This window comes from Thermoactinospora rubra (assembly GCF_002093975.1).
Classification (GTDB): domain Bacteria; phylum Actinomycetota; class Actinomycetes; order Streptosporangiales; family Streptosporangiaceae; genus Nonomuraea; species Nonomuraea rubra_A.
Genome location: NZ_KZ084325.1, coordinates 311,869 through 333,312, shown reverse-complemented (window position 1 = coordinate 333,312; position 21,444 = coordinate 311,869). Strand labels below are relative to the sequence as shown.

Annotated in this window: 21 protein-coding genes and 1 pseudogene; 10 read left to right on the top strand and 12 right to left on the bottom strand. The window is 72.0% G+C overall.

Annotated elements, in window-relative coordinates; genetic code table 11:
- Window positions 1-17: 17 nt before the first annotated feature.
- Both BSB02_RS04090 and BSB02_RS04085 read right to left on the bottom strand, forming a co-directional pair.
- On the bottom strand, window positions 18-518 hold the full coding sequence (locus BSB02_RS04090; RefSeq protein WP_084956865.1) for a hypothetical protein: 501 nt from the start codon (window positions 516-518) through the stop codon (window positions 18-20).
- A 23-nt stretch (window positions 519-541) separates the two neighbouring features.
- The gene (locus BSB02_RS04085; RefSeq protein WP_084956863.1) at window positions 542-1,300 is read right to left on the bottom strand and encodes an alpha/beta hydrolase; all 759 of its coding nucleotides are present in this window, start codon (window positions 1,298-1,300) and stop codon (window positions 542-544) included.
- A gap of 139 nt (window positions 1,301-1,439) precedes the next feature.
- Here BSB02_RS04085 and BSB02_RS04080 point away from each other — a divergent pair, with 139 nt between their 5' ends.
- Window positions 1,440-2,174 (top strand): lysophospholipid acyltransferase family protein, encoded by a 735-nt coding sequence (locus BSB02_RS04080; protein ID WP_084956861.1) that lies wholly within the window; start codon window positions 1,440-1,442, stop codon window positions 2,172-2,174.
- 12 nt (window positions 2,175-2,186) lie between these two features.
- On the opposite strand, the gene mmuM is transcribed toward BSB02_RS04080, so the two are convergent.
- The gene (gene mmuM, locus BSB02_RS04075; RefSeq protein ID WP_084956859.1) at window positions 2,187-3,041 is read right to left on the bottom strand and encodes a homocysteine S-methyltransferase; all 855 of its coding nucleotides are present in this window, start codon (window positions 3,039-3,041) and stop codon (window positions 2,187-2,189) included.
- Between the two features lie 9 nt (window positions 3,042-3,050).
- Window positions 3,051-3,692: a Crp/Fnr family transcriptional regulator gene (locus BSB02_RS04070; RefSeq protein WP_158088549.1), complete on the bottom strand. Its 642-nt coding sequence runs from the start codon at window positions 3,690-3,692 to the stop codon at window positions 3,051-3,053.
- A gap of 49 nt (window positions 3,693-3,741) precedes the next feature.
- Here BSB02_RS04070 and BSB02_RS04065 point away from each other — a divergent pair, with 49 nt between their 5' ends.
- Window positions 3,742-4,008 carry a YciI family protein gene (locus BSB02_RS04065; protein ID WP_084956855.1) on the top strand — a complete coding sequence of 89 codons (267 nt, stop codon included), beginning with the start codon at window positions 3,742-3,744 and terminating at the stop codon, window positions 4,006-4,008.
- A 90-nt stretch (window positions 4,009-4,098) separates the two neighbouring features.
- Here the strand turns inward: BSB02_RS04065 and BSB02_RS04060 are convergent.
- Window positions 4,099-5,145 (bottom strand): annotated as a pseudogene (locus tag BSB02_RS04060) (RNA-guided endonuclease InsQ/TnpB family protein); the annotation flags it as partial.
- Between the two features lie 34 nt (window positions 5,146-5,179).
- On the opposite strand from BSB02_RS04060, the gene BSB02_RS39320 reads away from it, so the two are divergent.
- A complete protein-coding gene (locus tag BSB02_RS39320; RefSeq protein ID WP_143590205.1) occupies window positions 5,180-5,353 on the top strand; it encodes a type II toxin-antitoxin system Phd/YefM family antitoxin in 174 nt (57 codons plus the stop codon).
- A 159-nt stretch (window positions 5,354-5,512) separates the two neighbouring features.
- Here the strand turns inward: BSB02_RS39320 and BSB02_RS04055 are convergent, their stop codons facing one another.
- Both BSB02_RS04055 and BSB02_RS04050 read right to left on the bottom strand, forming a co-directional pair.
- Window positions 5,513-7,777, bottom strand: a complete 2,265-nt coding sequence (locus BSB02_RS04055) for a VIT domain-containing protein (RefSeq protein WP_084956852.1) — start codon at window positions 7,775-7,777, stop codon at window positions 5,513-5,515.
- Window positions 7,774-8,421: a helix-turn-helix domain-containing protein gene (locus BSB02_RS04050; RefSeq protein WP_084956850.1), complete on the bottom strand. Its 648-nt coding sequence runs from the start codon at window positions 8,419-8,421 to the stop codon at window positions 7,774-7,776. The genes BSB02_RS04055 and BSB02_RS04050 overlap by 4 nt, the downstream gene beginning before the upstream one ends.
- 152 nt (window positions 8,422-8,573) lie before the next feature.
- On the opposite strand from BSB02_RS04050, the gene BSB02_RS04045 reads away from it, so the two are divergent.
- On the top strand, window positions 8,574-9,041 hold the full coding sequence (locus tag BSB02_RS04045; protein WP_084956848.1) for a Dps family protein: 468 nt from the start codon (window positions 8,574-8,576) through the stop codon (window positions 9,039-9,041).
- Window positions 9,042-9,151: 110 nt separating this feature from the next.
- Here BSB02_RS04045 and BSB02_RS04040 read toward each other — a convergent pair whose 3' ends face one another.
- Window positions 9,152-10,063, bottom strand: a complete 912-nt coding sequence (locus BSB02_RS04040) for a bifunctional helix-turn-helix transcriptional regulator/GNAT family N-acetyltransferase (RefSeq protein WP_084956846.1) — start codon at window positions 10,061-10,063, stop codon at window positions 9,152-9,154.
- A 22-nt stretch (window positions 10,064-10,085) separates the two neighbouring features.
- Between BSB02_RS04040 and BSB02_RS04035 the strand changes: the two genes are divergently transcribed.
- A complete protein-coding gene (locus BSB02_RS04035) occupies window positions 10,086-11,018 on the top strand; it encodes a lactonase family protein (RefSeq protein WP_084956844.1) in 933 nt (310 codons plus the stop codon).
- A 54-nt stretch (window positions 11,019-11,072) separates the two neighbouring features.
- Window positions 11,073-12,524 carry a N,N-dimethylformamidase beta subunit family domain-containing protein gene (locus BSB02_RS04030; protein WP_158088548.1) on the top strand — a complete coding sequence of 484 codons (1,452 nt, stop codon included), beginning with the start codon at window positions 11,073-11,075 and terminating at the stop codon, window positions 12,522-12,524.
- Here the strand turns inward: BSB02_RS04030 and BSB02_RS04025 are convergent.
- Window positions 12,499-13,203 (bottom strand): Clp protease N-terminal domain-containing protein, encoded by a 705-nt coding sequence (locus tag BSB02_RS04025; protein ID WP_084956840.1) that lies wholly within the window; start codon window positions 13,201-13,203, stop codon window positions 12,499-12,501. The genes BSB02_RS04030 and BSB02_RS04025 overlap by 26 nt on opposite strands.
- A 57-nt stretch (window positions 13,204-13,260) precedes the next feature.
- Complete coding sequence (locus BSB02_RS04020; protein ID WP_084956838.1) at window positions 13,261-14,709, bottom strand: FGGY family carbohydrate kinase; 1,449 nt, start codon at window positions 14,707-14,709, stop codon at window positions 13,261-13,263.
- 97 nt (window positions 14,710-14,806) lie between these two features.
- Between BSB02_RS04020 and BSB02_RS04015 the strand changes: the two genes are divergently transcribed.
- Window positions 14,807-15,832: a 6-phosphofructokinase gene (locus BSB02_RS04015; RefSeq protein ID WP_084956836.1), complete on the top strand. Its 1,026-nt coding sequence runs from the start codon at window positions 14,807-14,809 to the stop codon at window positions 15,830-15,832.
- Window positions 15,833-15,995: 163 nt separating this feature from the next.
- On the opposite strand, the gene BSB02_RS04010 is transcribed toward BSB02_RS04015, so the two are convergent.
- Window positions 15,996-16,775, bottom strand: coding sequence for an MHYT domain-containing protein (locus tag BSB02_RS04010; protein ID WP_240506158.1), 780 nt, complete (start codon window positions 16,773-16,775; stop codon window positions 15,996-15,998).
- 283 nt (window positions 16,776-17,058) lie between these two features.
- Here BSB02_RS04010 and thiI point away from each other — a divergent pair, with 283 nt between their 5' ends.
- Window positions 17,059-18,255, top strand: a complete 1,197-nt coding sequence (gene thiI, locus BSB02_RS04005) for a tRNA uracil 4-sulfurtransferase ThiI (protein ID WP_084956834.1) — start codon at window positions 17,059-17,061, stop codon at window positions 18,253-18,255.
- Window positions 18,256-18,324: 69 nt separating this feature from the next.
- On the opposite strand, the gene aroF is transcribed toward thiI, so the two are convergent.
- Window positions 18,325-19,359: a 3-deoxy-7-phosphoheptulonate synthase gene (gene aroF / locus BSB02_RS04000; RefSeq protein ID WP_084956832.1), complete on the bottom strand. Its 1,035-nt coding sequence runs from the start codon at window positions 19,357-19,359 to the stop codon at window positions 18,325-18,327.
- Window positions 19,360-19,603: 244 nt separating this feature from the next.
- Here aroF and BSB02_RS03995 point away from each other — a divergent pair, with 244 nt between their 5' ends.
- Both BSB02_RS03995 and BSB02_RS03990 read left to right on the top strand, forming a co-directional pair.
- Complete coding sequence (locus BSB02_RS03995; protein ID WP_084956830.1) at window positions 19,604-20,224, top strand: sulfite oxidase-like oxidoreductase; 621 nt, start codon at window positions 19,604-19,606, stop codon at window positions 20,222-20,224.
- A gap of 49 nt (window positions 20,225-20,273) precedes the next feature.
- On the top strand, window positions 20,274-21,386 hold the full coding sequence (locus tag BSB02_RS03990; protein WP_084956828.1) for a histidine kinase: 1,113 nt from the start codon (window positions 20,274-20,276) through the stop codon (window positions 21,384-21,386).
- The last annotated feature ends 58 nt before the right edge of the window (window positions 21,387-21,444 follow it).

Here is a 21,444-nt window from a genome sequence, read left to right as displayed (position 1 = left end):
GCGACCGCCGGCCGGTCTCACACGACCGCGCCGTCGTCCCAGCCGGAGTCGTTGGGCGGGCCGTCGCCCATGCGCAGCACGAGCGCCACGAAGCCGCCGATGAACGCCGCGACCGCGGTGAACAGCGCCCAGCCCTCCATCTCCCAGTTGGCCATCGCGGCGATCAGCAGGTACGCCGGGCCGCCGAACAGCGCGACCCAGGCGACCTTGGTGGCCAGGTCGATCTTGGGCAGGGGCGGCGGGGGCGGCGGCGTGTAGTGGTCCTCGTCCTCGGCCGCCGCCGGCTCGCCCGCGGGCTCCCCGGCGTGATCGGCGTGATCGGCGTGGTCGGCGTGGTCGGCGTGGTCGGCGGCCTCGCCGAGCTCGGGCTGTGAGGGCTTGACCACGCGGCGGGCGGGCTCGGGCGGGAGGTTCTCGCTGTCCGGCCACGGCTGGTCGGCCGAGTCGCGCTCGGCTGTCTCGTTGAAGGAGGCGACGATCTGACGCCAGACCTCGTCCTCGTCACTCTGGGGCGTCACTACGCGCCTTCCCCTGGGTGCGTTCAGTCCCTCTGCAAGGGTACCGATGCATGTGTCCGGATGAAGTCGAGGCTCCCGGCAAAGATCCTGTCCGCATCGTTGTCCAGGGTCGCAACATGGTAGCTATCGGTCAGCTCCTCGATCACCGCATGGGACAGGACCTGTCGGATCATGGCCACGCTCGTCGGCTTGACCACGTGGTCGTCGGCGCTGTGGTAGACGAGGACCGGCTGGGTGACCCTGTCCAGGTCCGCCTGCACCAGCGACCACAGGCGCGGCAGCGACGCCGCCGCGCTCACGGGGGTGCGCGGGTAGGCGAGCTCTGCCACGCCCGGCTTCTTCACGTCGCCCGCCACGCCGGGCACCGACCTGACGAACCACTTCAGCACCGGGGCCAGCCTGAGCAGCGGCACGTCGTTGGCGATCGACGGGTTGACCACGATCACCCCTGCGACCGCCGCGCCGTGCACCTCGGCCAGCCGCAGCGCCAGGCAGCCGCCCAGCGACAGCCCGGCCACGAACACCTCGGCGCAGCGCCCGCGTAAGTCCTGGTAGGCGTTCTCCAGCTCGGCGTACCAGTCCTCCCAGCGGGTGCGGTTCATCTCCTGCCAGGTGGTCCCGTGCCCGGGCAGCCGCGGCAGCGACACGCTCAGCCCGTGCCCGGCGAGGTACCGCGCCCAGGGCCGCAGCGACTGCGGGGTTCCGGTGAACCCGTGGCACAGCAGCACCCCGATCTCGCCGCCCTCGTGGGCGTACGGCTCCGCGCCTGGCATGACCGGCATAACACCCTCGCTCCCACGAAATCATCCCGAATTTCCCGATAGTTACACGATCCGGCACGGTAGGGCGAGAGCAAGGTGTAGGTGCGTGCCCGATCTGATGGGAAGATGACCCTGCACAACGACATGGGGAGGTGTCCGGGTGTTCTACTGGGTGGTCAAGGCGATCTTGGGCCCCATCCTCCATCTGGTGTTCCGCCCCTGGGCCGAGGGCGTCGAGAACGTGCCGCGGGAGGGCCCCTGCATCCTCGCGGGCAACCACCTGTCCTTCGCCGACCACTTCTTCGGCCCCCTGCACCTCAAGCGCAAGGTCATCTCGCTGGGCAAGTCCGACTACTTCACCGGCCGCGGGATCAAGGGCTTCCTCACCCGCATGTTCTTCAGCGGCGTCGGCACCGTCCCCATCGACCGCTCCGGCGGCAAGGCCAGCGAGGCGGCGCTCCGCACGGGCCTGCGCATCCTCAAGGAGGGGCAGATCCTGGGCATCTACCCGGAGGGGACCCGCTCGCCCGACGGGCGGCTGTACAAGGGCAAGACCGGCGTCGCGCGGCTCGCGCTGATGTCCCGTGCGCCCGTCATCCCGTGGGCGATGGTCAACACCTTCGAGATGATGCCGCCGGGGCGCCCGCTGCCGAAGCTGGGCATCCGGCCGGGCGTGCGGTTCGGCAAGCCGCTGGACTTCTCGCGCTACTACGGGATGGAGGACGACCGGCTCGTCCTGCGCGCGGTGACCGACGAGATCATGTACGCGCTGATGGAGCTGTCGGGGCAGGAGTACGTGGACAAGTACGCGACCAGCGCGAAGGTGGAGATGGAGCGCGCCAGGCGCGCCGCCAAGGACGCCAAGGACGCCAAGGAGAGCGCCGTCAAGGAGTGACGGCGGCGGGCGTCAGGTCAGGTGCAGCCGGATCTGCCTGATGTGCTCCGGCGTCGTGCGGCAGCAGCCGCCCACCAGCTCGGCCCCCCACGTGGCGGCGGCCTGGCCGTACTCCACCGGGTCGGCCAGCCCCACCCAGCGTCGCAGCGTGGCGTTCCAGGTCTCCCCGGAGTTGGGGTAGGCGACGGCCGGCTTGGCGTGGAGCCGGGCGACCAGGCCCGGGACGAACCGCGGCGCGGTGCAGTTGACTCCCACGGCCACGACCTGCGGCAGGCCGTCGAACAGCTTGGCCGCCTCCGCCAGCGGCGTCCCGTCGTTGATGTGCTCGTCGTCGCGGCAGGAGAAGCTCACCCAGGCCCGCACGCCGGGCGAGTCGGCCAGCAGCCTGGCCAGCGCCCGCGCCTCGGGGTAGGAGGGGATGGTCTCGACGGCCAGCAGGTCGGCCCCGGCGCCGGCGAGGATCTCCCAGCGGGGCCGGTGCCAGGCCAGCAGGCCGTCCTCGTCCAGGTCGTAGGCGCCGGTGTACTCCGACCCGTCGGCCAGGTACGCCCCGTAGGGGCCGACCGAGGCCGCCACCAGTCCTGACCCGTGCTCGTCCCGCGCCTGCCGCGCCAGCTCCACCGACAGCCGGATCAGCCGCTCGGCCTCGGCCACGCTCAGCCCGCGCCGCATGAACCCGGGCAGCGACGCCTGGTAGCTCGCGGTCGTGGCCACCTCGGCCCCGGCGGCGAAGTAGTCGGCGTGGACGCGGCGGATCAGCGCCGGGTCCTCCAGCAGCAGCCGCGCCGACCACAGCTCGTCGCCGAGGTCGGCGCCGAGCGTCTCCAGGTGGGTGGCCAGGCCACCGTCGAGGACGAGCGTCTCCACCCGACCAGGCTAGACCCCGGCCAGGCCGGACAGCGCCGCCAGGTCCCTGACCGTCACCTCCCGGTCGCCGATGGCGATCAGGCCGCGCCGCTCCAGACCGCGCAGGGCCCGGTTCACGCTCACCCGCGTCGCGCCGATCTGCGCCCCCAGCCCGGCCTGGCCGCCGGGCAGCGGGATCCGGCCGGAGGGTACGGCATGCCGTACCAGCCAACGGGCCACGCGGGTCGGGACGTCCGACAGGGCGACGTCGGCCAGCCGCTCGTCGAGGTCGCGCACGGCGCGGGCGAGGGTCACCAGGAGCCTGGCCGACACGGCGGGCTCGGTGGCGATCAGCCGCAGCACCGCCTCGCGCGGCACCGACGCCACCTCCACCGGTGTCACCGCGGTGAGCGTGGCGCGATGGCGGTCGCCGGTCAGCAGCGCCGTCTTGTCGAAGGCGACCGGCGGATCGTAGATCCCGAGCACCAGCTCGCGGCCCTCGGCGGTGAGCCTCGCGGCCTTGACCCGCCCTTCGAGCAGGACGATGAGCTGGTCGGCCGGATCGCCCTGCGTGCACAGCACCCGGCCGGCCGGATGGCGTCGCCGGCTCGCCGGGACGTCGTCCAGCCGCACCCCGCGGAACATCGGCAGACCGGCCAGCGCGTGCGTCATGTATCCGGTGATACAGCATGATCCGCGGCAGGTGCCTAGCGTGCCGGGCATGACCATGTTCGTCCTGCAGATCGCCTTCACCGACGACCCGCGGCGGCTGGCGGCCCGCCCGGCCCACCGCGAGCACCTGGGCAGGCTGAAGGCCCAGGGCAAGCTGGTGACCGCCGGGCCGTGGGCCGACGACGGCGGCGCCCTGCACGTCTACGACGTCGCCGACGAGGCGGAGGTCCACGGCATCCTGGCGCGCGACCCCTACACGGCCGTGGGCGCCTACGAGATCGTCCAGCTCAGGGAGTGGCGTCCCCTCTACTCTTGACGCGCTCCCCGGTCTGAAGGCCGGGGATTCAGCCTGCGCCGCGTGTGCGGCGCTTCTGCGGCTTCCTGTTTCATCGGGTTCTGCCCTCCGTCAGGCGGAGGGTCTTACGGTCCCTCTGCAGGCGTTTAGCCTCTCCGCCTGCCCGGCGGCGAGGATGTTGATCGCGGCGTTGACGTCCCGGTCGTGGCCCGCCCCGCATGAGCAGGCCCACGTCCGGACGTTCAGCGGCATCGACTCGGCAACGGCACCGCACGCCGAGCACAGCTTCGAGCTGGGGAACCAGCGGTCGATCTTGGTGAAGGTCCGGCCGTGCCGGGCGGCCTTGTAGGCGAGCATCGCCGTGAACTGGCCCCACCCGGCGTCGTGGACGGACTTGGCGAACTTCGTGCGGGCCAGGCCCTTCACGGACAGGTCCTCCACTATCACCGCTTGGATGCTCTCGCGGATGATGCGGGTGGAGAGCTTGTGCGTGAAGTCCCGGCGCGCATCGGCCATCCGGGCGTGTGCCTTGGCGACCTTGGCTCGCGCCTTGGCCCGGTTGTTCGACCCCTTCTCCTTGCGGGACAGCGCCTGCTGGGCTTTCTTCAACCGGCGTTCGGCGCGGCGCAGGAACCGAGGGTTGTCGATCTTCCGGCCGTCCGACAGCACCGCGAAGTGGGTCAAGCCCAGGTCGATGCCGACCTCGGCGGTCGTCTCCGGCAGCGACTGCTCGCCGACCTCGACCACGAACGACGCGAAGTGCCGGCCGGATGCGTCCTTGACGACCGTCACGCTGGACGGCTCCGACGGCGGTCGCCGGGACCAGCGCACCTTCACGTCGCCGATCTTCGGCAGGCGCAGCTTCCCGCCTACCGTGATCTGGAACCGGGCGTTGTGGATGAAGCGGATGGCCTGCCGCCTGTCCTTGCGGGACCGGAACTTCGGCGGGGCGACCTTCGCCCCCTTGCGCTTGCCGGTGATCGAGGCGAAGAAGTTCCGGTAGGCGGCATTCAGGTCTGCCAGCGCCTGCTGGAGCACCACGGAGGACACCTCGCCCAGCCAGGCCCGCTGCGGTGTCTGCTTCGCCTCGGTGATGACCCGCTTGGACAGCTCGGCGTCCGAGATGTACGGCAAGCCCCGTTCCCGAGCGTCCTGCCGGATGCTGCACGGTAACAAGTGTACCATTCGATCTATGGATATTCGCATGGGTATTCGAGAAACCAGGGAACGACTCGGTGATCGGGTCAATGCCGCCCACTACCTCGGCGAGGTCACCATCGTCGAACGAAACGGCACGCCGTACGCGGTCCTGGTCCCCTACCAGTGGTGGGCCGGTCAGCAAACCCATCCCAATTCCGCCGGATGACGCCGATCCGCCTTGACGGCGGATCGGCTTTTCCCTGCCCCGCTACGCGGGAGAGTCCGCTTCACCCCGGCCTAAAGGCCGGAGCACTGCGGATGAATTGGGTAGCGCAGGCCGACGCCCGGCGTGCAGGCGACGTCGACGCGGCGCTCCGCTCCGGCGTCAGGTCCGCTTCCAGAACGCGCCGCGCCGTCCCTGCTTCTGGCCGCCCTGTTCCCGGCCGCCGCCCGCGAGCCGGGTGAGCACCTCCACCGCGCGCCGCCACAGCGCTTCGACGTCGGCGTCCGGCTGCTCGGCTCGCTCCAGCTCCCTGGCGAGGGCCTCCAGCTCGGCGTGCCCGCCCAGGTGGGCGGCCAGCGCGGCCAGGCGGCTGGCCAGGTCGGTGAGGTAGGCCGCGCGGCCGGAGGCGCCGTCGGGGGTGGGGGTGCGCAGCCGTTCCAGCTCGGTCGCCAGCTGCTCGGCCACGAACTCGTCACGTGGGCGCGCCTTGCCCTGCGGGGCCGCCTTGGCGAAGCCCGGCCCGCGGAAGGCGGCCATGGCCGGTGGCGCGGCGGCCCCGGCGAACGTGGCCGCCTGCTCCTGGAAGCCCATGGGCATGGCCGCGCCCGCCGCCATCATCGGCACGGCGGGCGGCGGCAGCGGCGGCTGCCAGCCGCTGGGCAGCTCGACGGGCTGGATCACGTGGTGCCCCGGCCCGCCCTCGGCCACGACCCGAGAGTCGACCGCCACGTAGGCCGTGAACCGGCACAGCACGCCCGTGGCCAGCGACGTCTCGACGATCCGCGCCTCCAGCTCGTGCTCGCCCATCGCGTAGCGGTCCTCCAGCTCGCGCAGGCGGGCGCGGGCCCACACCGCCTTCAGCGCCGGGCTGGCCGCCGTCGTCGGCTCGACGGTCTGCTCCCACGGCGCGCCCGAGGCCAGCCCGCGTACGGTGACCGGCCCGGCCTCCCGGTAGCGGCCGAACACCCGCAGCGGCACCCCGGGGAAGATCGACCCCAGGTGGGTGACGTCGTGGGCCTCCAGCCCCTTCAGCGACAGATCCGTCACCAGCGGCGCGCCGATCCTGCGGTGGATCTGCTCCATCGCGGCGTCCAGCCGGTCCTCGGACTCCACCAGCTCGCAGCGGCCCGCGCCCAGCCCGGCCAGCCGTCCCAGGAACCCGGCGTTGACGGCTCGGTCGATGCCGACCACGTGCACGCGCATGGCCGACAGGGCGCCGCCGACGCGCTCGAGGATCTGGTCCTCGTTGCCCACCTGGCCGTCGGTGACGAGCACCAGGACCCGTTCCCTGGCCGGGTCGCCGAGCAGGGAGATCGCGCGGCGCAGCGGCTCCAGCAGCTCGGTGCCGCCGCGCGCGTCCACCCGGGCCAGGTGCTCCACGGCGCGGTAGCGGTTGCGGTCGGTGGCCTCCACGAGCCCCTCGAAGGCGCTCTCCACGCTGGTGTCGAAGGTCAGCACCGCGAACCTGTCCCCGGCGGTGAGGGTGTCGACGATCCGCGCGGCCGCCCGCCTGGCGGCGACCATCTTCCAGCCGCCCATGCTGCCCGAGCGGTCCAGGACCAGCGCCACGTCGCGGGGCGTCCGGGCCGTGGGCAGCTCCGGCGGCACCACGGTCAGCGCGAAGACCCCCTCGCCGTCGAGCTGGAGCGAGGTGGAGGCGTCGAAGGCCAGGCGCAGGATGAAGTCGCGGTCCAGCCGCTCGCCCGGCCGTACCCGCACGGTCATGCCGTCCTGCTCCACCACGTGCAGGCTGGAGGCCAGCTCCCGCAGCTCCAGCCCGGCCGGGTCGACGGTGGCGGCCAGCGAGAGCCGTACCGGGTTGGGGAAGCCGGGCAGCAGCACCGGGGGAGTGATGCGGGAGGCGTCGGGGGTGGCGTCGGTGTCGGGAGCCGTGCCCGAGCCGGCCTGCGGGCCGTCCAGGGGCGTGCCGGGGATGTAGCGGGGCGCCACGACCAGGGGGAAGCGGAAGGTGGCCGCGCCGTCCTCGTACGGCAGGGGCTGGCTGAGCGTCAGCCGTACGGTGACGCGCTCGCCGGGGACGATGTTGCCCACGCGGATCGTGAAGACGTCGGACCTGTCCTCCTCGGCGATCGCGGCCCTCCTGCCCTCGCGCAGGGCCTGGTCGTAGTCGGCCCTGGCCTCGGCCCGCTCCTTGAGCACGCCCTCGACCACGCGGTCGTCGGCCTCCATGCGGAACCCCGTGACCGCCGCCCGGTCGGGCAGCGGGAACACGTAGGTGGCCTCCAGCGGCACGTCGAACGGGTTGCGGAAGGTCTGCGCCACCTTGACGCCCGCGATGAGGCCCGAGATGTCGGCCGCGACGTCCAGGCTCTCCAGCGGGAGGTTGCCGCGCTCGGTCTCCAGCGCGCCCAGCCCGGCGTCCTCCAGGGGGCGGCAGCCGGCGGGGTCGAGCGACGTGATCTTCATAGGAGCCTCCTTGCCTCGAGCACCTCCACGAGCGGCCCGGCCGCGGCGAGGACTGCCTCGATGTCCTGGGTCGATGGGGTACGGCGAGCGCCGTCGAGCAGCAGGGTGACGCCTGGGGCCAGCCGGAGGGCGGGAAGCGTGGCGAGCGGTCCGGCCTCGCCGGCGGTACGGCTGGGCGGGCTGGTCGTGGTGGGGACGGATGACTCGGCCGCGGGGGCGGGCGGCTCGGCCGCGGGGACGGGCGGCCGGGCCCAGAAGCGGGTGCGGGCCGGGGCCGCCTGCCGCAGTGGGGCCTCGCCCTGGTGCGGCCGGGCCTCGCCGTCGACAGCGGCGTCCGGCACCCCCGCGATCCGCTCCAGGACGGCGTCGGTCGCCCCCGCCAGCGCGGCCTGGATCTCGGCGATGGACCGGCCCTCGGCCTGGAGCCGCTTGACGGCGACCAGCTGGAGGAGGTGGCGCCTGCCGTACCTGGCGATCCTGCCGCGCCGGGTCAGCGGGGGATCCACGAGGCCGATCGTGGTGTACCAGCGGATCAGCCGCTCGCCGGGCACCTCGCGGACCCGGCCGTTGACGGGCTGCGCCGCGGGGCCGAGCGCATCCGCCGCCCGCCGCGCCAGCTCGCCGATCGTCCAGGTCTCCGCCATGCCCCCACTATGACACTGTCACAATTGCAGTGTCAATGTAGGAGGGGAGGGGTAGCGAAAGGACTGAAATACGGACATCAGGGAAGAAAGGGGCAGGTAACGGGGGTTCTTCTAAGAGAGCCAACACTGCCGAACGACGGAGGGACAAGCTCATGGCACCCATCACCGGATCGCTGTCCGGCCAGGCCAAGACCGTCGTCGCCGAGGCGCTGCAGGGCGCGTTGGTGGACCTCGTCGACCTGACGCTCGTGGCCAAGCAGGCGCACTGGAACGTCGTCGGCTCCCAGTTCCGCTCGCTGCACCTGCAGCTGGACGAGCTCGTCGCCATCGCCAGGGCGCACACCGACACGGTCGCCGAGCGCGCCGTGGCGCTGGGCGTGAACCCGGACGGCCGCTCCTCGACAGTGGCCTCGACGACGAAGATCCAGCAGCCCGAGGCCGGGTGGATCGAGACGGGCAAGGTGGTGGCGACCTTCACCGATCTGCTCGAAGGCGTCATCAAGCGGATGCGCGAGCGCATCGAGGCGACCGCCGAGCCCGATCCCGTGACCCAGGACCTGCTCATCGACGTCGCCCGTGACCTGGAGAAGCAGCACTGGATGTTCCAGGCGCAGCGCTGAGGCCGCGCCGGACGTCGGCGACGCCGCAAGCCCGGGACGCAGGTTCCCGGGCTTCGGCGTGTCAGAGCGGTTCGGCGGGCGGCTGGCCGGGCCGCCCGACCGGCGGCCCGCTAGAGTTCCCGCGCCCAGATCTGCTCGGTGACCGGCACGCCGTTCTCGACGCCGGGCTCCTCCGACTCCAGCGCGAACCCGTTGGCCTGGTAGATCCTGCGGGCGCTGGCCAGGCAGCCGCGGGTCCACAGCATGATCCGCTTGTAGCCGCGCTCCCGCGCGTGCCGCAGGCACTCCTCCACGAGCCGCCCGCCGATGCCCAGCCCCCGGGCGGACGGCTCGACCAGCAGCATCCGCAGCTGGGCGGTCTGGTCGTCGCGATGGACGCAGAAGACGCACCCGACCGGCGAGCCGTCGATCTCGGCGATCCACCCGGCGTCCCTGCCGAAGTCGAGGTCGGCGCAGATGCGGGCCACGGTCTGCTCGAAGGCCGGGCCCCAGCCGTACTCCCTGGAGTACAGCACGCCGTGCCGCCAGACCACCCAGCCGAGGTCGCCGGTCCGCGGCGGCCGGATGACGTACGGCTTGCGCTCCCCGGAGGGCTCCAGCAGCTCGCGGATGGACCGCATGCTGCCCACCAGGCGCTGCTGCTGCTCCTCGGTCAGCGGCGCGAGCAACCCCTTGACCTCCTCGGCAGAGCGCCGGTCCAGGTGGCGGAAGACCTCCGTGCCGGCCTCGGTCAGCCGGACGACCTGCCTGCGCCCGTCGGCCGCCGAGCGCTCCCTGGCGACCAGCCCGTCGGACTCCAGGCGGGCCATGATCCGGCTGAGGTACCCGGCGTCCAGGCCGAGCAGCCGCCGCAGCTCGGCGGTCTCCATCTGGCCGGCCTGGGCCAGCTCGTAGATCACCCGGGCCTCGGTGAGCGAGTACGGCGAGTCCATCATGCCGTCCCGGACCACCCCGATGACCTTGGTGTAGAAGCGGTTGAACGCGCGGATCTCAGAGACCCTTGCCTCCGTCAACGAATTCATTGACATAGTCAAGCATGAGAGGATGCCCGTTGTGAAGCAGCTCTTCCTCGGCGGCTACGGCGCCGGCATCACCACCCTCGGCGAAGACCTCCGGCCCGTCGGGCACACCCCCTTCGCCGCGCCGTCGTTCCTGGCGGCCCACCCCTCGCTGCCCGTCCTGTACGCCGTGGGGGAGCACGAGGAGGGCAGGCTGGGCGCCTTCACCCGGTCGGCGGCCGGGCTCACGCCGGCGGGGGAGCGGTCCAGCGGCGGCTCGCTGCCCTGCCACCTGGCCGTCCATCCGTCCGGCCGGCTGCTCGCGGTGGCCAACTACGGCGACGGCACGGTGAGCCTGCACCGCCTGGACGAGCGCGGCGGCTTCGACGGCGAGCCGATCCTGCTGCGCCATGAGGGCAGCGGGCCGGTGGCCGACCGGCAGGAGCGCTCCCACGCCCACCAGGCGGTCTTCCACGACGACGTGCTCCACGTCTCCGACCTCGGCACCGACGAGATCCGCCGCTACGGCCTCGACGGGCGGGCCCTGGAGCCGGTACGGCTGGCCCCCGGCTTCGGGCCGCGGCACTTCGCCTTCGACGGGACAACCTGGCACGTCGCCGGAGAGCTGGACGGCACGGTCCGCGCCTACGACGCCTCCTGGCTGGAGACCGCCCGCGCGCGGGCGTCGGAGGGGCAGCCGAACCACCCCTCCCACCTGGAGGTCTCCGGCGGCCTGGTCTACGTGGCCAACCGCGGTCCCGACACGATCTCGGTGCTTCGCGCCGGGTCCCTGGAGAAGGTCGCCGAGGTGCCCTGCGGCGGGCGCTGGCCGCGTCACTTCGCCCTGGCCGGCGACCGGCTGCTGGTGGCCAACCAGCACTCGGGCGGCGTCGCCGTCCTGCCGCTGGAGGACGGGATCCCCGGGAAGGCGGAGCACGTGATCGACGCCGAGAGCCCTGCTTGCGTCCTGAAGTCGTAAGGTGTCACTCAAGCGGCGGACACGGGCGGTGACTCTTCGTAACGATGACTCGCTGTGCGTATCACAGCGATAGCCATGGTCCTGCTCCTGGCAGGCTGCAACGCCTCCCACGCCACCGACGCCTCGCCACCGCCCCGTGGCCGGTCCGCCGAGTCGGCCCTGTCCGCCCGGCCGAGCCCGCGACCGCCCAAGCCGGAGTTCGGCCTGGAGGCGCCGGCCAGCGAGCCGGGGCTGGCCCTGCCCACCCCGGACGCCACGCAGGAGCCGGCCGTCGAGGCCGCGGCCGACTGGCAGCTGACCAGGAGCGGCGGCATCGAGGGCTACGCCACCCGCGTCAGCGTGCTGCCCGGCGAGCGCTTCTACCTGCGCGTCTCCACGGCGGCGCCGTACTTCACCGCCACGGCCTTCCGCATGGGCGGCCAGGTCCGCCGGGTGTGGACCTCCGGGAGGGTGCGCGGCCTCCTGCAGCCCAGGCCGCGCACGATCAGCACGACCAAGAGGATGGCGAGCGCGGCCCACTGGAAGAACTCGCTCATCGTCAGCACCTCGGGCTGGCCGGAGGGCGCCTACCTCATCAGGCTCGACTCCCCTCTGGGCCAGAGGTACGTGCCCGTCACCGTGCGGTCGCGCTCGACCCGGGGCAAGGTGGTGATCCTCAACGCGGTGACCACGTGGCAGGCGTACAACGCCTGGGGCGGGCGCAGCCTGTACCGCGGGCCCGGCGGCTACAAGGACAGATCGTGGGCGGTCACCTTCGACCGGCCCTACGACGGCACCGGAGCCCGCAAGTTCCTGCTGTTCGAGAAGGACGTCATCGAGACGGCCGAGCGCAGCGGCGTGCCCTTGGCGTACCTGACGGACCTGGACCTGGTGCCCGGCGCACTCGACGGCGCGCGGGCGCTGGTGTCGCTGGGACACGACGAGTACTGGTCGCCGCAGATGCGCCAGGTCGTCGAACAGGCCCGCGACCGCGGCACCAACCTGGCCTTCCTGGGCGCCAACGCCGTCTACTGGCGCATCGGCCTGCGCGGGCGCGTGATCGAATGCGACAAGAAGGTGCGCTGCCGCCGCTGGCGGGACGTCGGCAAGCCGGAGAGCTCGCTGGTCGGGCAGATGTACGCCTGCTACCCCGCCGAGGGCACCTACCTCGTCACCCAGCCCCGGCACTGGGTCTTCCGGGGAACCACCGGCACCAGCTTCCCCGGTCTGGCGGGCCACGAGGTCGACACCGTGATGCGGGGGTCCCCCAAGAACGTGCAGATCCTCGCCGAGTCCCCGGTGCGTTGCAACGAGAAGTCGGCCGTCGCCCACACCACCTACTACGTCGCGCCCAGCGGCGCGGGAGTGTTCGCCACCGGCACCCTGCGGTGGGTGTGCGCCATGCGCGGCAGCCTGTGCGGGCACGGCGTGACCGACGAGGCGGCGGACTTCACCCGCCAGGTGACCACCAACGTGCTGCGGCGCTTCTCCGAGGGGCCGGTCAGAGATTCTCGAGCAGACGCTTGATCTCCCGCTCGGCGGCCTCGTGGGTGACGTTGAGCCCGGCCAGCGCTCTGACGACCCGGCTCTCGCCCGCCGCGAGGACGCCCAGCAGGATGTGCTCGGTGCCGATGTAGTTGTGGCCGAGCCGCAGCGCCTCGCGCAGGGTGAGCTCCAGCGCCTTCTTGCACTCGGCGCTGAAGGGCAGGCCCTCGCCCTCGGCGGTGTCGGCCGAGCCGGTGCCCAGCCCCTCGGCGATCGCCTTCCTGATCGCCGTGGGCGTGGCGCCGAGGGCCTGCATCGCCTTGACGGCCAGGCTCTCCGGCTCGCACAGCAGTCCCAGGGCGAGGTGGTCGGGCTCGATGTGGTCGTGGCGGGTCTGGCGGGCTTCGGCCTGTGACTGGACCACCACGTGGCGGGCCCTGTGGGTGAAGCGCTGGTAGTTCTTCAGGTCGTCGATGAGCATGGGCTCCTTGGGGACGAAGCGCTTCTGCGCGGCCTGCTTGGTGACGCCCATGCTGCGGCCGATCTCCGTCCAGGAGGCGCCCGCGCGCCGGGCCTGGTCGACGAAGTGGCCGATCAGGTGGTCGGCCACCTCGCCCAGGTACTCGCCGAGGGTGACCGCGTCGGACAGCTGCGTCAGGGGGTCGTCGGCACGGCTCTTGATCGCGTTGATGAGGTCGTCGAGACGCACGGTGTTGTCCATGCGTCAACGATAGGTTGACGCATGCTTGCGGTCAACCCGAAGTTGACGCCTAGGGTGTCATGAGTGGGTGGACGCCAGCCGTACGGCATGCCTCCAGCGCTCGTAGGCCGCGTCGTCCCGGTCGCCGGGCTCGAAGCGGCGGTCGAGCTGCCATGTCTTGCGCAGCTGCTCCGTCGAGGCCCACACGCCGTGGCCGAGCCCGGCCAGGAAGGCCGCGCCCAGCGCCGTGGTCTCCTGGACGACCGGCCGCTCGACCGCGACGCCGAGCTGGTCGGCCTGGATCTGCATGAGCAGGTCGTTGGCGCTGGCCCCGCCGTCGGCCTTCAGCACCGAGATCCGCGGCATGACCTCCGCGACGTCGCGCACCTCGAAGGCGATCGCCTCCAGCGTGGCGCGCACCAGATGGGCCCGGGTCGTGCCCCGCGTGATCCCGCTGATCAGGCCCCGCGCCTGCGGATCCCAGTGCGGGGCGCCCAGGCCGGTCAGCGCGGGCACGAACACCACGCCGCCGCTGTCGGGCACGGTCCCGGCCACCGCCTGCGACTCCGGCGCGCTGCCGATCAGCCCGAGCCCGTCGCGCAGCCACTGCACCGCCGCGCCGGTCACGAAGATCGACCCCTCCAGCGCGTAGGTCAGCTCGCCGGAGGGCGCCTGCCAGGCCACGGTGGTCAGCAGCCCCGCGTCCGACCTCACCGGCTCGGAGCCGGTGTTGACCAGGATGAACGAGCCCGTCCCGTAGGTGCACTTGACGTCGCCCGGCTGGAAGCAGGTCTGCCCGAACAGCGCGGCCTGCTGGTCGCCCGCCATCCCCGTGATCGGCACCCGCAAGCCCAGGAAGGCCTCGGGCTCGGTGTGGCCGAACAGGCCGTAGTTCGGCTGGATCTCCGGCAGAGCCTGCCGCGGCACGCCGAACAGCTCGCACAGCTCCGGCTCCCAGGTCCCGGACCGCAGGCCGTACAGCAGGGTCCGCGAGGCGTTGGACGGGTCGGTCACGTGCCGCGCGCCCGCCGTCATGCGGGCGACGAGGTAGGAGTCGACCGTGCCGAGCGCCGTCTCGCCCGCGGCGACCCGGCTCCACAGGTCCGGCTCGTGCCGGGCCAGCCAGGTGAACTTCGTGGCGGTGAAGTACGGGTCCAGCCGCAGCCCGGTCAGCTCCGACACCCGCGCCTCGTGCGGGCGCAGCTCCTCGCAGATGCCCGCGGTGCGGCGGTCCTGCCACACGATCGCCCGGCGCGGCGCGGCCAGCGTGCGGCGGTCCCAGAGCACCGCGGTCTCCCGCTGGTTGGTGATGCCGACGCACACGGGCACATCGGCGGCGCTCGCCAGGGCGGTCCGGCACGCCGCGAGCGTCGCCTGCCAGATCGACTCCGGGGCGTGCTCCACCCAGCCGGGCCGGGGGAAGTGCTGGGCGAACTCCTCATACCCCCGGGAGACGACCGCGCCCTCCTCGTTCACGAGCAGCGCGGTGACGCCGGTCGTCCCCGCGTCGATGGCCAAAACGCTCACGGACTCGCCCTTCTGTCACTACGTTGGTCTAGACCACTGCCCGATCCCCCGGGCACAATGCGATTCTGGTCGTGAACCCCATCGGGAGGAACCCGCCATGCGAATTGGAGTGCTCACCGGAGGTGGCGACTGCCCCGGTCTCAATGCTGTGATCAGGGCCGTCGTCCGCAAGGGCGTGAGCGTTTACGGTCATGAGTTCGTCGGATTCCGCGACGGCTGGCGCGGCCCCCTCGAGGGCGACACCATGCCCCTGGACATCCAGGCGGTCCGCGGCATCCTGCCGCGTGGCGGCACCATCCTCGGCTCCTCGCGGACCAACCCCATGAAGATCGAGGGCGGCGTCGACAGGATCAAGGACAACCTGGCCTCGGGCGGCGTCGACGCGCTGATCGCGATCGGCGGCGAGGACACCCTGGGCGTCGCGCGCCAGCTGTCCGACCGTGGCGTCAGGGTCGTGGGCGTGCCCAAGACGATCGACAACGACCTGGCCGGCACCGACTACACCTTCGGCTTCGACACCGCCGTCAACATCGCGATGGAGGCCATCGACCGCCTCCACACCACCGCCGAGTCCCACCACCGGGCCCTCATCTGCGAGGTCATGGGACGCCACGCGGGCTGGATCGCCCTGCACGCGGGCATGGCCGGCGGCGCGAACGTCATCCTCATCCCGGAGAAGCCCTTCGACATCGACAAGGTCTGCGAGTACGTCGAGTCGCGCTTCCGCACCCGCTACTCGCCGATCATCGTCGTCGCCGAGGGCGCCCACCCGATCGAGGGGCAGATGGCGGTGCAGACCGGCGAGCTGGACGCCTTCGGCCACGTCCGGCTCGGCGGTATCGGCGAGGTGCTGGCCAAGGAGATCGAGAAGCGCACCGGCAAGGAGGCCCGCACCACCGTGCTCGGCCACATCCAGCGCGGCGGCACCCCGACCGCGTTCGACCGGGTCCTGGCCACGCGCTTCGGCCTGCAGGCCATCGACGCGGTCCACGACGGCGCCTTCGGCACCATGGTCGCCCTGCGCGGCACGGAGATCGTCCGGGTCGGGCTGGACGAGGCCACGGCGGAGCTGAAGACCGTGCCGGTCTCGCGCTACGAGGAGGCCGAGGTCTTCTTCGGCTGATGCGGTGCCGTTGACGCGCCGTTCAGGAGCCTGACAGCGCCCTGCAAGCGGGCCGCCGTAGGTTGCTCGCATAGCGGGGTCAGCGCAGACCTCCTTGTCGCGGGTACGGCTCGCGCCGACAACCAACTCGGCGGCCCACCACGGCGCGAGCCGTGCCCGCTCCTCACGCCCGGCGCCGGCTCTCCAGCAGGGCGAGCAGTTCGGCGTCCTCGCGCTCCTCCTGTTCCGACGGCGACAGGATGACCATCAGGAACATGGTCAGCGTCAGGACGCTCACCAGCGTCATGAGGGGGACGAGGAAGTCCAGCGCCTCGGCGCCCGGCACGAACCGGGGCCGCGGATCCAGATCGACGGTCATCGCGAACATGCCGGTGTAGTGCATGCCCGACACCGCCACGCCCATGATCAGCGCGGCGACGGTGATCCAGACGGGCCGTTTGATCCGCAGCGTGAACCACAGCGCCACGGTCGCCGCCACGACGGCGATCGCCACCGACAGCGCCACGGTCGCCCGGTCGTAGTGGACGCGGCCGGAGAGGTTCATCGCGTACATGCCCATGTAGTGCATGGCCGCCACGCCCAGGCCGGTCAGCAGCCCGCCCCCGAGCAGCGGCAGCACGGTGCCGCGGCCGGAGGAGACGACGAGCAGGCCGGCGGCCACGACGACGACGGCCACGACCGCCGAGGCCGCCGTCAGTCCGACGTCGTAGCGGATCGCCGTGCCGGGCACGTCGAAACCGAGCATGGCGATGAAATGCATGACCCAGATGCCGGTGCCGCCGATGGACACCGCCGCCCCGGCCAGCCAGCGCAGCCGCGTGCCGCCGGAGCTGCGGTGCGCCTGGGCGGTGAGCCGCAGGCCGAGCATCGATCCCAGGCACGACATGACGTAGGCCAGGACCGGGGTGAACGCGCCGTACGCGAAATGATGAATATCTGTCACAATTGCCTCGGAAATAAGCGGGCTTTCACGTATTGATAGCGCTCCCAAGGTGTTTATGAATGGATAATTCGACTATCCTGTGAAATGCGAAATAAATTCACTGAATGGGATGGGCGGAAAGTCCGCTTTGCGGAGAGCGCCGTCTTCCGCCCCCAAGGCTCCAAGCCAGGGCCGGACGAGGACTAAACTCGGTGGGTCGCGGCGTTGCCAACAGACGGCGTTGCCCCACAGTTGCCCCACGGTTGCCCGACAACCTGCCGCACGTCCCGATGGAGGTCCCACCATGACGATGTCCGCCCTGGGCGAGCCCTGCGTGCTGCTCAAGCTGGGCGAACTCGTGCTCAAAGGCAAGAACAGAGAGCTGTTCGAGCGGCGGCTGGTGGGCAACATCCGCGGCGCCCTCAAGGAGTTCGACGTCAAGCTGGACATCCGCGTACGGCACGGCGTCATCGCGATCTTCCTGCCCGAGGGCACGAGCGTGGAGACGGCCGAGGCCATCGCCCGGCGCGTCACCGAGGTGCCCGGCCTGACCTGGGTGCACCGGGCCTGGCGGGTCGCCAAGGACCCCGACGCGGTCCTCAAGGCGGCGATGGAGCTGGTCGGCGACACCGAGCAGGCCCGGCGCGGCGCCACCTTCCGCGTGCGCTCGCGCCGCCGCGACAAGCGCTTCCCGCTGCGCTCCAACGAGATCGACCGGCTGGTCGGCGGGGAGATCAACGAGAGGTACGGCCTGCCGGTCGACCTGACGGGCGCCGAGCTGACCGTCTCCATCGAGGTCGACCGCGACGAGGTGTTCGTCTACACCGACGGGCTGCCGGGCCTGGGCGGGCTGCCCGTGGGCAGCAGCGGGCGGGCGCTGGCGCTGATGTCGGGCGGCATCGACTCGCCCGTGGCGGCCTACCGGATGATGCGGCGCGGGCTGCACGTCGACTTCCTGCACTTCTCGGGCATCCCGTTCACCACCTCAGAGTCGATCTACAAGGCGTATGCCCTGGCCAGGCGCCTGGACCGGTTCCAGGGCAAGTCGCGGCTGTGGGTGGTGCCCTTCGGCAAGGCGCAGCAGTCGATCAGGACCTCCGGGCAGGACCGGCTGGCGGTCATCGCGCAGCGGCGGCTCATGCTCAAGACCGCCGAGGAGGTCGCGCACCGCATCCGCGCCGAGGCCCTGATCACGGGCGACGCGCTGGGCCAGGTGTCGTCGCAGACGCTGGCCAACATCACCGCCCAGGACAACGCCGTCGACCTGCCGATCCTGCGCCCGCTGGTGGGCTGGGACAAGACGGAGATCATGGCCGAGGCCCGGAAGATCGGCACCCTGGAGATCTCCGAGCTGCCGGACGAGGACTGCTGCACGCTGCTGGCGCCCAGGCGGGCGGAGACGCGGGCCAAGATCGAGGACCTCAAGGCGATCGAGCGGCGGCTGGACGCCGAGGAACTGGCCGTCCGGCTCGCCGACTCGGTGCAGGAGTACACGATCTGACCGAGTGATCCCGTTGGCNGGCGGGCGCCCACCCCGGGCGCCCGCCGTACCACCACCGCCGGACGGCGCTCAGACGGTGAGGACGTCGCCCACGAGGGCCCTGCCGAGCACGGGCGGGAGGGTGCGCAGCAGGTGGGCCAGCTCCTCCAGGTCGCCGTCGACGAGCGCCTGGGGGCCGTCGCAGAGCGCCTGCGCCGGGTTGGGGTGCACGTCGATGATGACGCCGTCCGCGCCGACGGCGACGGCCGCGCGGGTGAGCGGCAGCACCAGGTCGCGCCGCCCGCCGGAGTGCGACGGGTCGACGATCACCGGCAGGTGCGACAGCCGCTGGGCGACCGGCACGGCGGAGACGTCCAGCGTGTTGCGCGTGGCCGTCTCGAAGGTGCGGATCCCGCGCTCGCACAGCACGATGTCGAGGTTCCCGCGCTGCGCGATGTACTCGGCCGCCATGAGCCACTCCTCGATGGTCGCGCTCATCCCGCGCTTGAGCATGACCGGCCTGCCCGCCTGGCCGACGGCCTGCAGCAGCGCGAAGTTCTGCGCGTTGCGGGTGCCGACCTGCAGCATGTCCGCGTAGGAGGCGACCAGCTCGACGTCGTGCGCGTCGACGACCTCGGTCACGATGGGCAGCCCCGTCTCCTCGCGGACCTCGGCCAGGATGCGCAGGCCCGCCTCGCCGAGCCCCTGGAAGGCGTACGGCGAGGTGCGGGGCTTGAACGCGCCGCCGCGCAGCAGCGTCGCCCCGGCGGCCTTGGCCATCCGGGCCGCCTCCAGCGTCTGCTCGGGCGTCTCCACGGCACAGGGGCCCGCGATGAGCGTCACCGTGCCGGGCCCGATCGGCACGCCGCCGACGCGCACCGTCGACCGCTCGGGGTGGTTGTCCCTGCTCACCAGCTTGTACGGCGTGCTGATCCGCATCACGTCGGCCACGCCCGGCATGCTGCGCAGGTTGGGCGCGTCCAGCTGCTCGACGTCGCCCACCAGCCCGATGATCGTGCGCTGCACCCCCCGGCTGACGAACGCCTCGACCCCTGCCGCCTGGACGATCGCGACGATCGCCTCGACGTCCTCACCGGTGGCCTGCGGGCCCATGACGATGACCATCTTCATCTCCTCGGCACTCGATCGGAAAACTGGCCAGGAAAACGAAAAGGCCCCGGGTCCTCGATGGACCCGGGGCCTTCCCGACGCCTGTCTGCTAGCGCAGCGCCTCATGGCGATCGGTCCCCCTGGGTCCGTCGCCATACCAAAACAGGAACGCGGTGCGCATAGGCCGCAATGATAACCACACGCGAGCGTCGATCACAAAGCCAGCCCGCCGGAACCGGCGCGGGGGCGCGATGGCAGGATGGCGAGGGTGAGTGAGGCCATGGGAGATGAACCACGCTTGCCCCCGGGGCAGTACATCCCTCGCGGCAGGCCGATCATTCACTACGGCAGGGTGCCCGAGTTCAAGCCCGACCGCTGGGACTTCCGGATCTTCGGCGCCACCGCCTCCGGCCAGGAACACCGTTTCACCTGGGCCGACATCGAGCGGTTGCCGCGCACGACCGTGATCGCCGACTTCCACTGCGTCACCAGGTTCTCCATCATGGGCAACGAGTGGCGCGGCGTGAGCCCGGCCACGCTCATGGAGCTGGCCCCGCCCGATCCCGGCGTGCGGCACGTGATGATCTGGGCCGAGTACGGCTACAGCGCCAACCTGCGGATGAGCGACTTCACCGCGCCCGGCACCCTGTTCGCGACGGACCTGGACGACAAGCCCCTGTCGCCCGAGCGCGGCTACCCCCTGCGGATCGTGGTGCCGCACCTGTACGCCTGGAAGAGCGTCAAGTGGGTGCGCGGCGTGGAGTACATGCTGGAGGACCGCAGGGGCTTCTGGGAGGAGCGCGGCTACCACAACGTGGCCGACCCCTGGCGCGAGCAGCGCTACTCCTACCAGGAGGAGCCGGGCGAGGGACCGCCGTAACTCGCCGTTTCGGTCCCGTCGCGGCCCGTGTCCGGCTACGGTTGCCCGCATGTCGACCGCCGCATGGGTGGTGATCGCCCTGCTGGCCTTCCTCGTGGGCCTGGCCGTGGGGCGGGGCCGGGCTGCCCGGCCGTACGCGAGGGGGGAGAGGGGATCCGTCTACGCCGTGCTGCGCGCGGCGGCGCTGGCCGGCTCGCCCCTGCGCGGCGGGCTGAGCCGGGAGTCCGCCCGCCGGGCCGTACGCCGGCTGAGGCCGCTGCTGGGCGCGCGGGCCGTGGCGCTGACCTCGACCGACGTGCCGCTGGCGTGGGAGGGGCCCTGCGGCCAGGAGGTGTTGGCCCACGTGCGCCCGGCCCTGGCCTCGGGGCGGCCGCACGTGGTGGCGGGCGAGCCGCTCGCCGCGGTGGCGGTCCCGCTCCGCGTCGGCGGCAGGGTCGTCGGCGCGCTGGCGGCCTACGACGCCGAGGTGGGCACGGCCCTGGTGCGCTCCGCCGCCGAGGCCGCCAGGTGGATCTCCACCCAGCTGGAGCTGGCCGAGCTGGACGCCGCGCGGCGGCGCGCGGCCGAGGCCGAGATGCGGGCGCTGCGCGCGGAGATCTCCCCGCACTTCATCTACAACGCGCTGACCACCATCGCCTCCTTCGTCCGCACCGACCCGGCGCGCGCCCGCGAGCTGCTGCTGGACTTCGCCGACTTCGCCCGGTACGTCCTGCGCCGGGCGCGCGACTTCACGACCCTGTCGGAGGAGCTGACCTGCGTGGACCGGTACCTGCTGCTGGAGCGCGCCAGATTCGGCGACCGGCTGCGCTTCTCGGTGCAGGTCTCGCCCGAGGTGCTGCCCGTGCCGGTGCCCTTCCTGTGCCTGCAGCCGCTGGTGGAGAACGCCATCAAGCACGGCATGGACGGCCGTGACGGCGGCGAGATCCGCGTGGTGGCGTGCGACGCGGGCCCGGAGGCCCACATCACCGTGGAGGACGACGGCGCCGGGATGGACCCCGAACGCGCCGGGCGGCTGCTGGACGGCGACGGGGGCGGCATCGGGCTGGCCAACGTCGACGTGCGGCTGCGGCACATCTACGGCGAGCGCTACGGGCTGGCGGTGGAGACGGCGGTCGGCGCGGGAACCAGGATCCTTCTGCGCATCCCCAAGTCCGCGCCATAGCTCTTTGTAGTCAATTCTTGACGGTCCGTTGGCGGAACGCTTGTGGCCACGTCGAGCT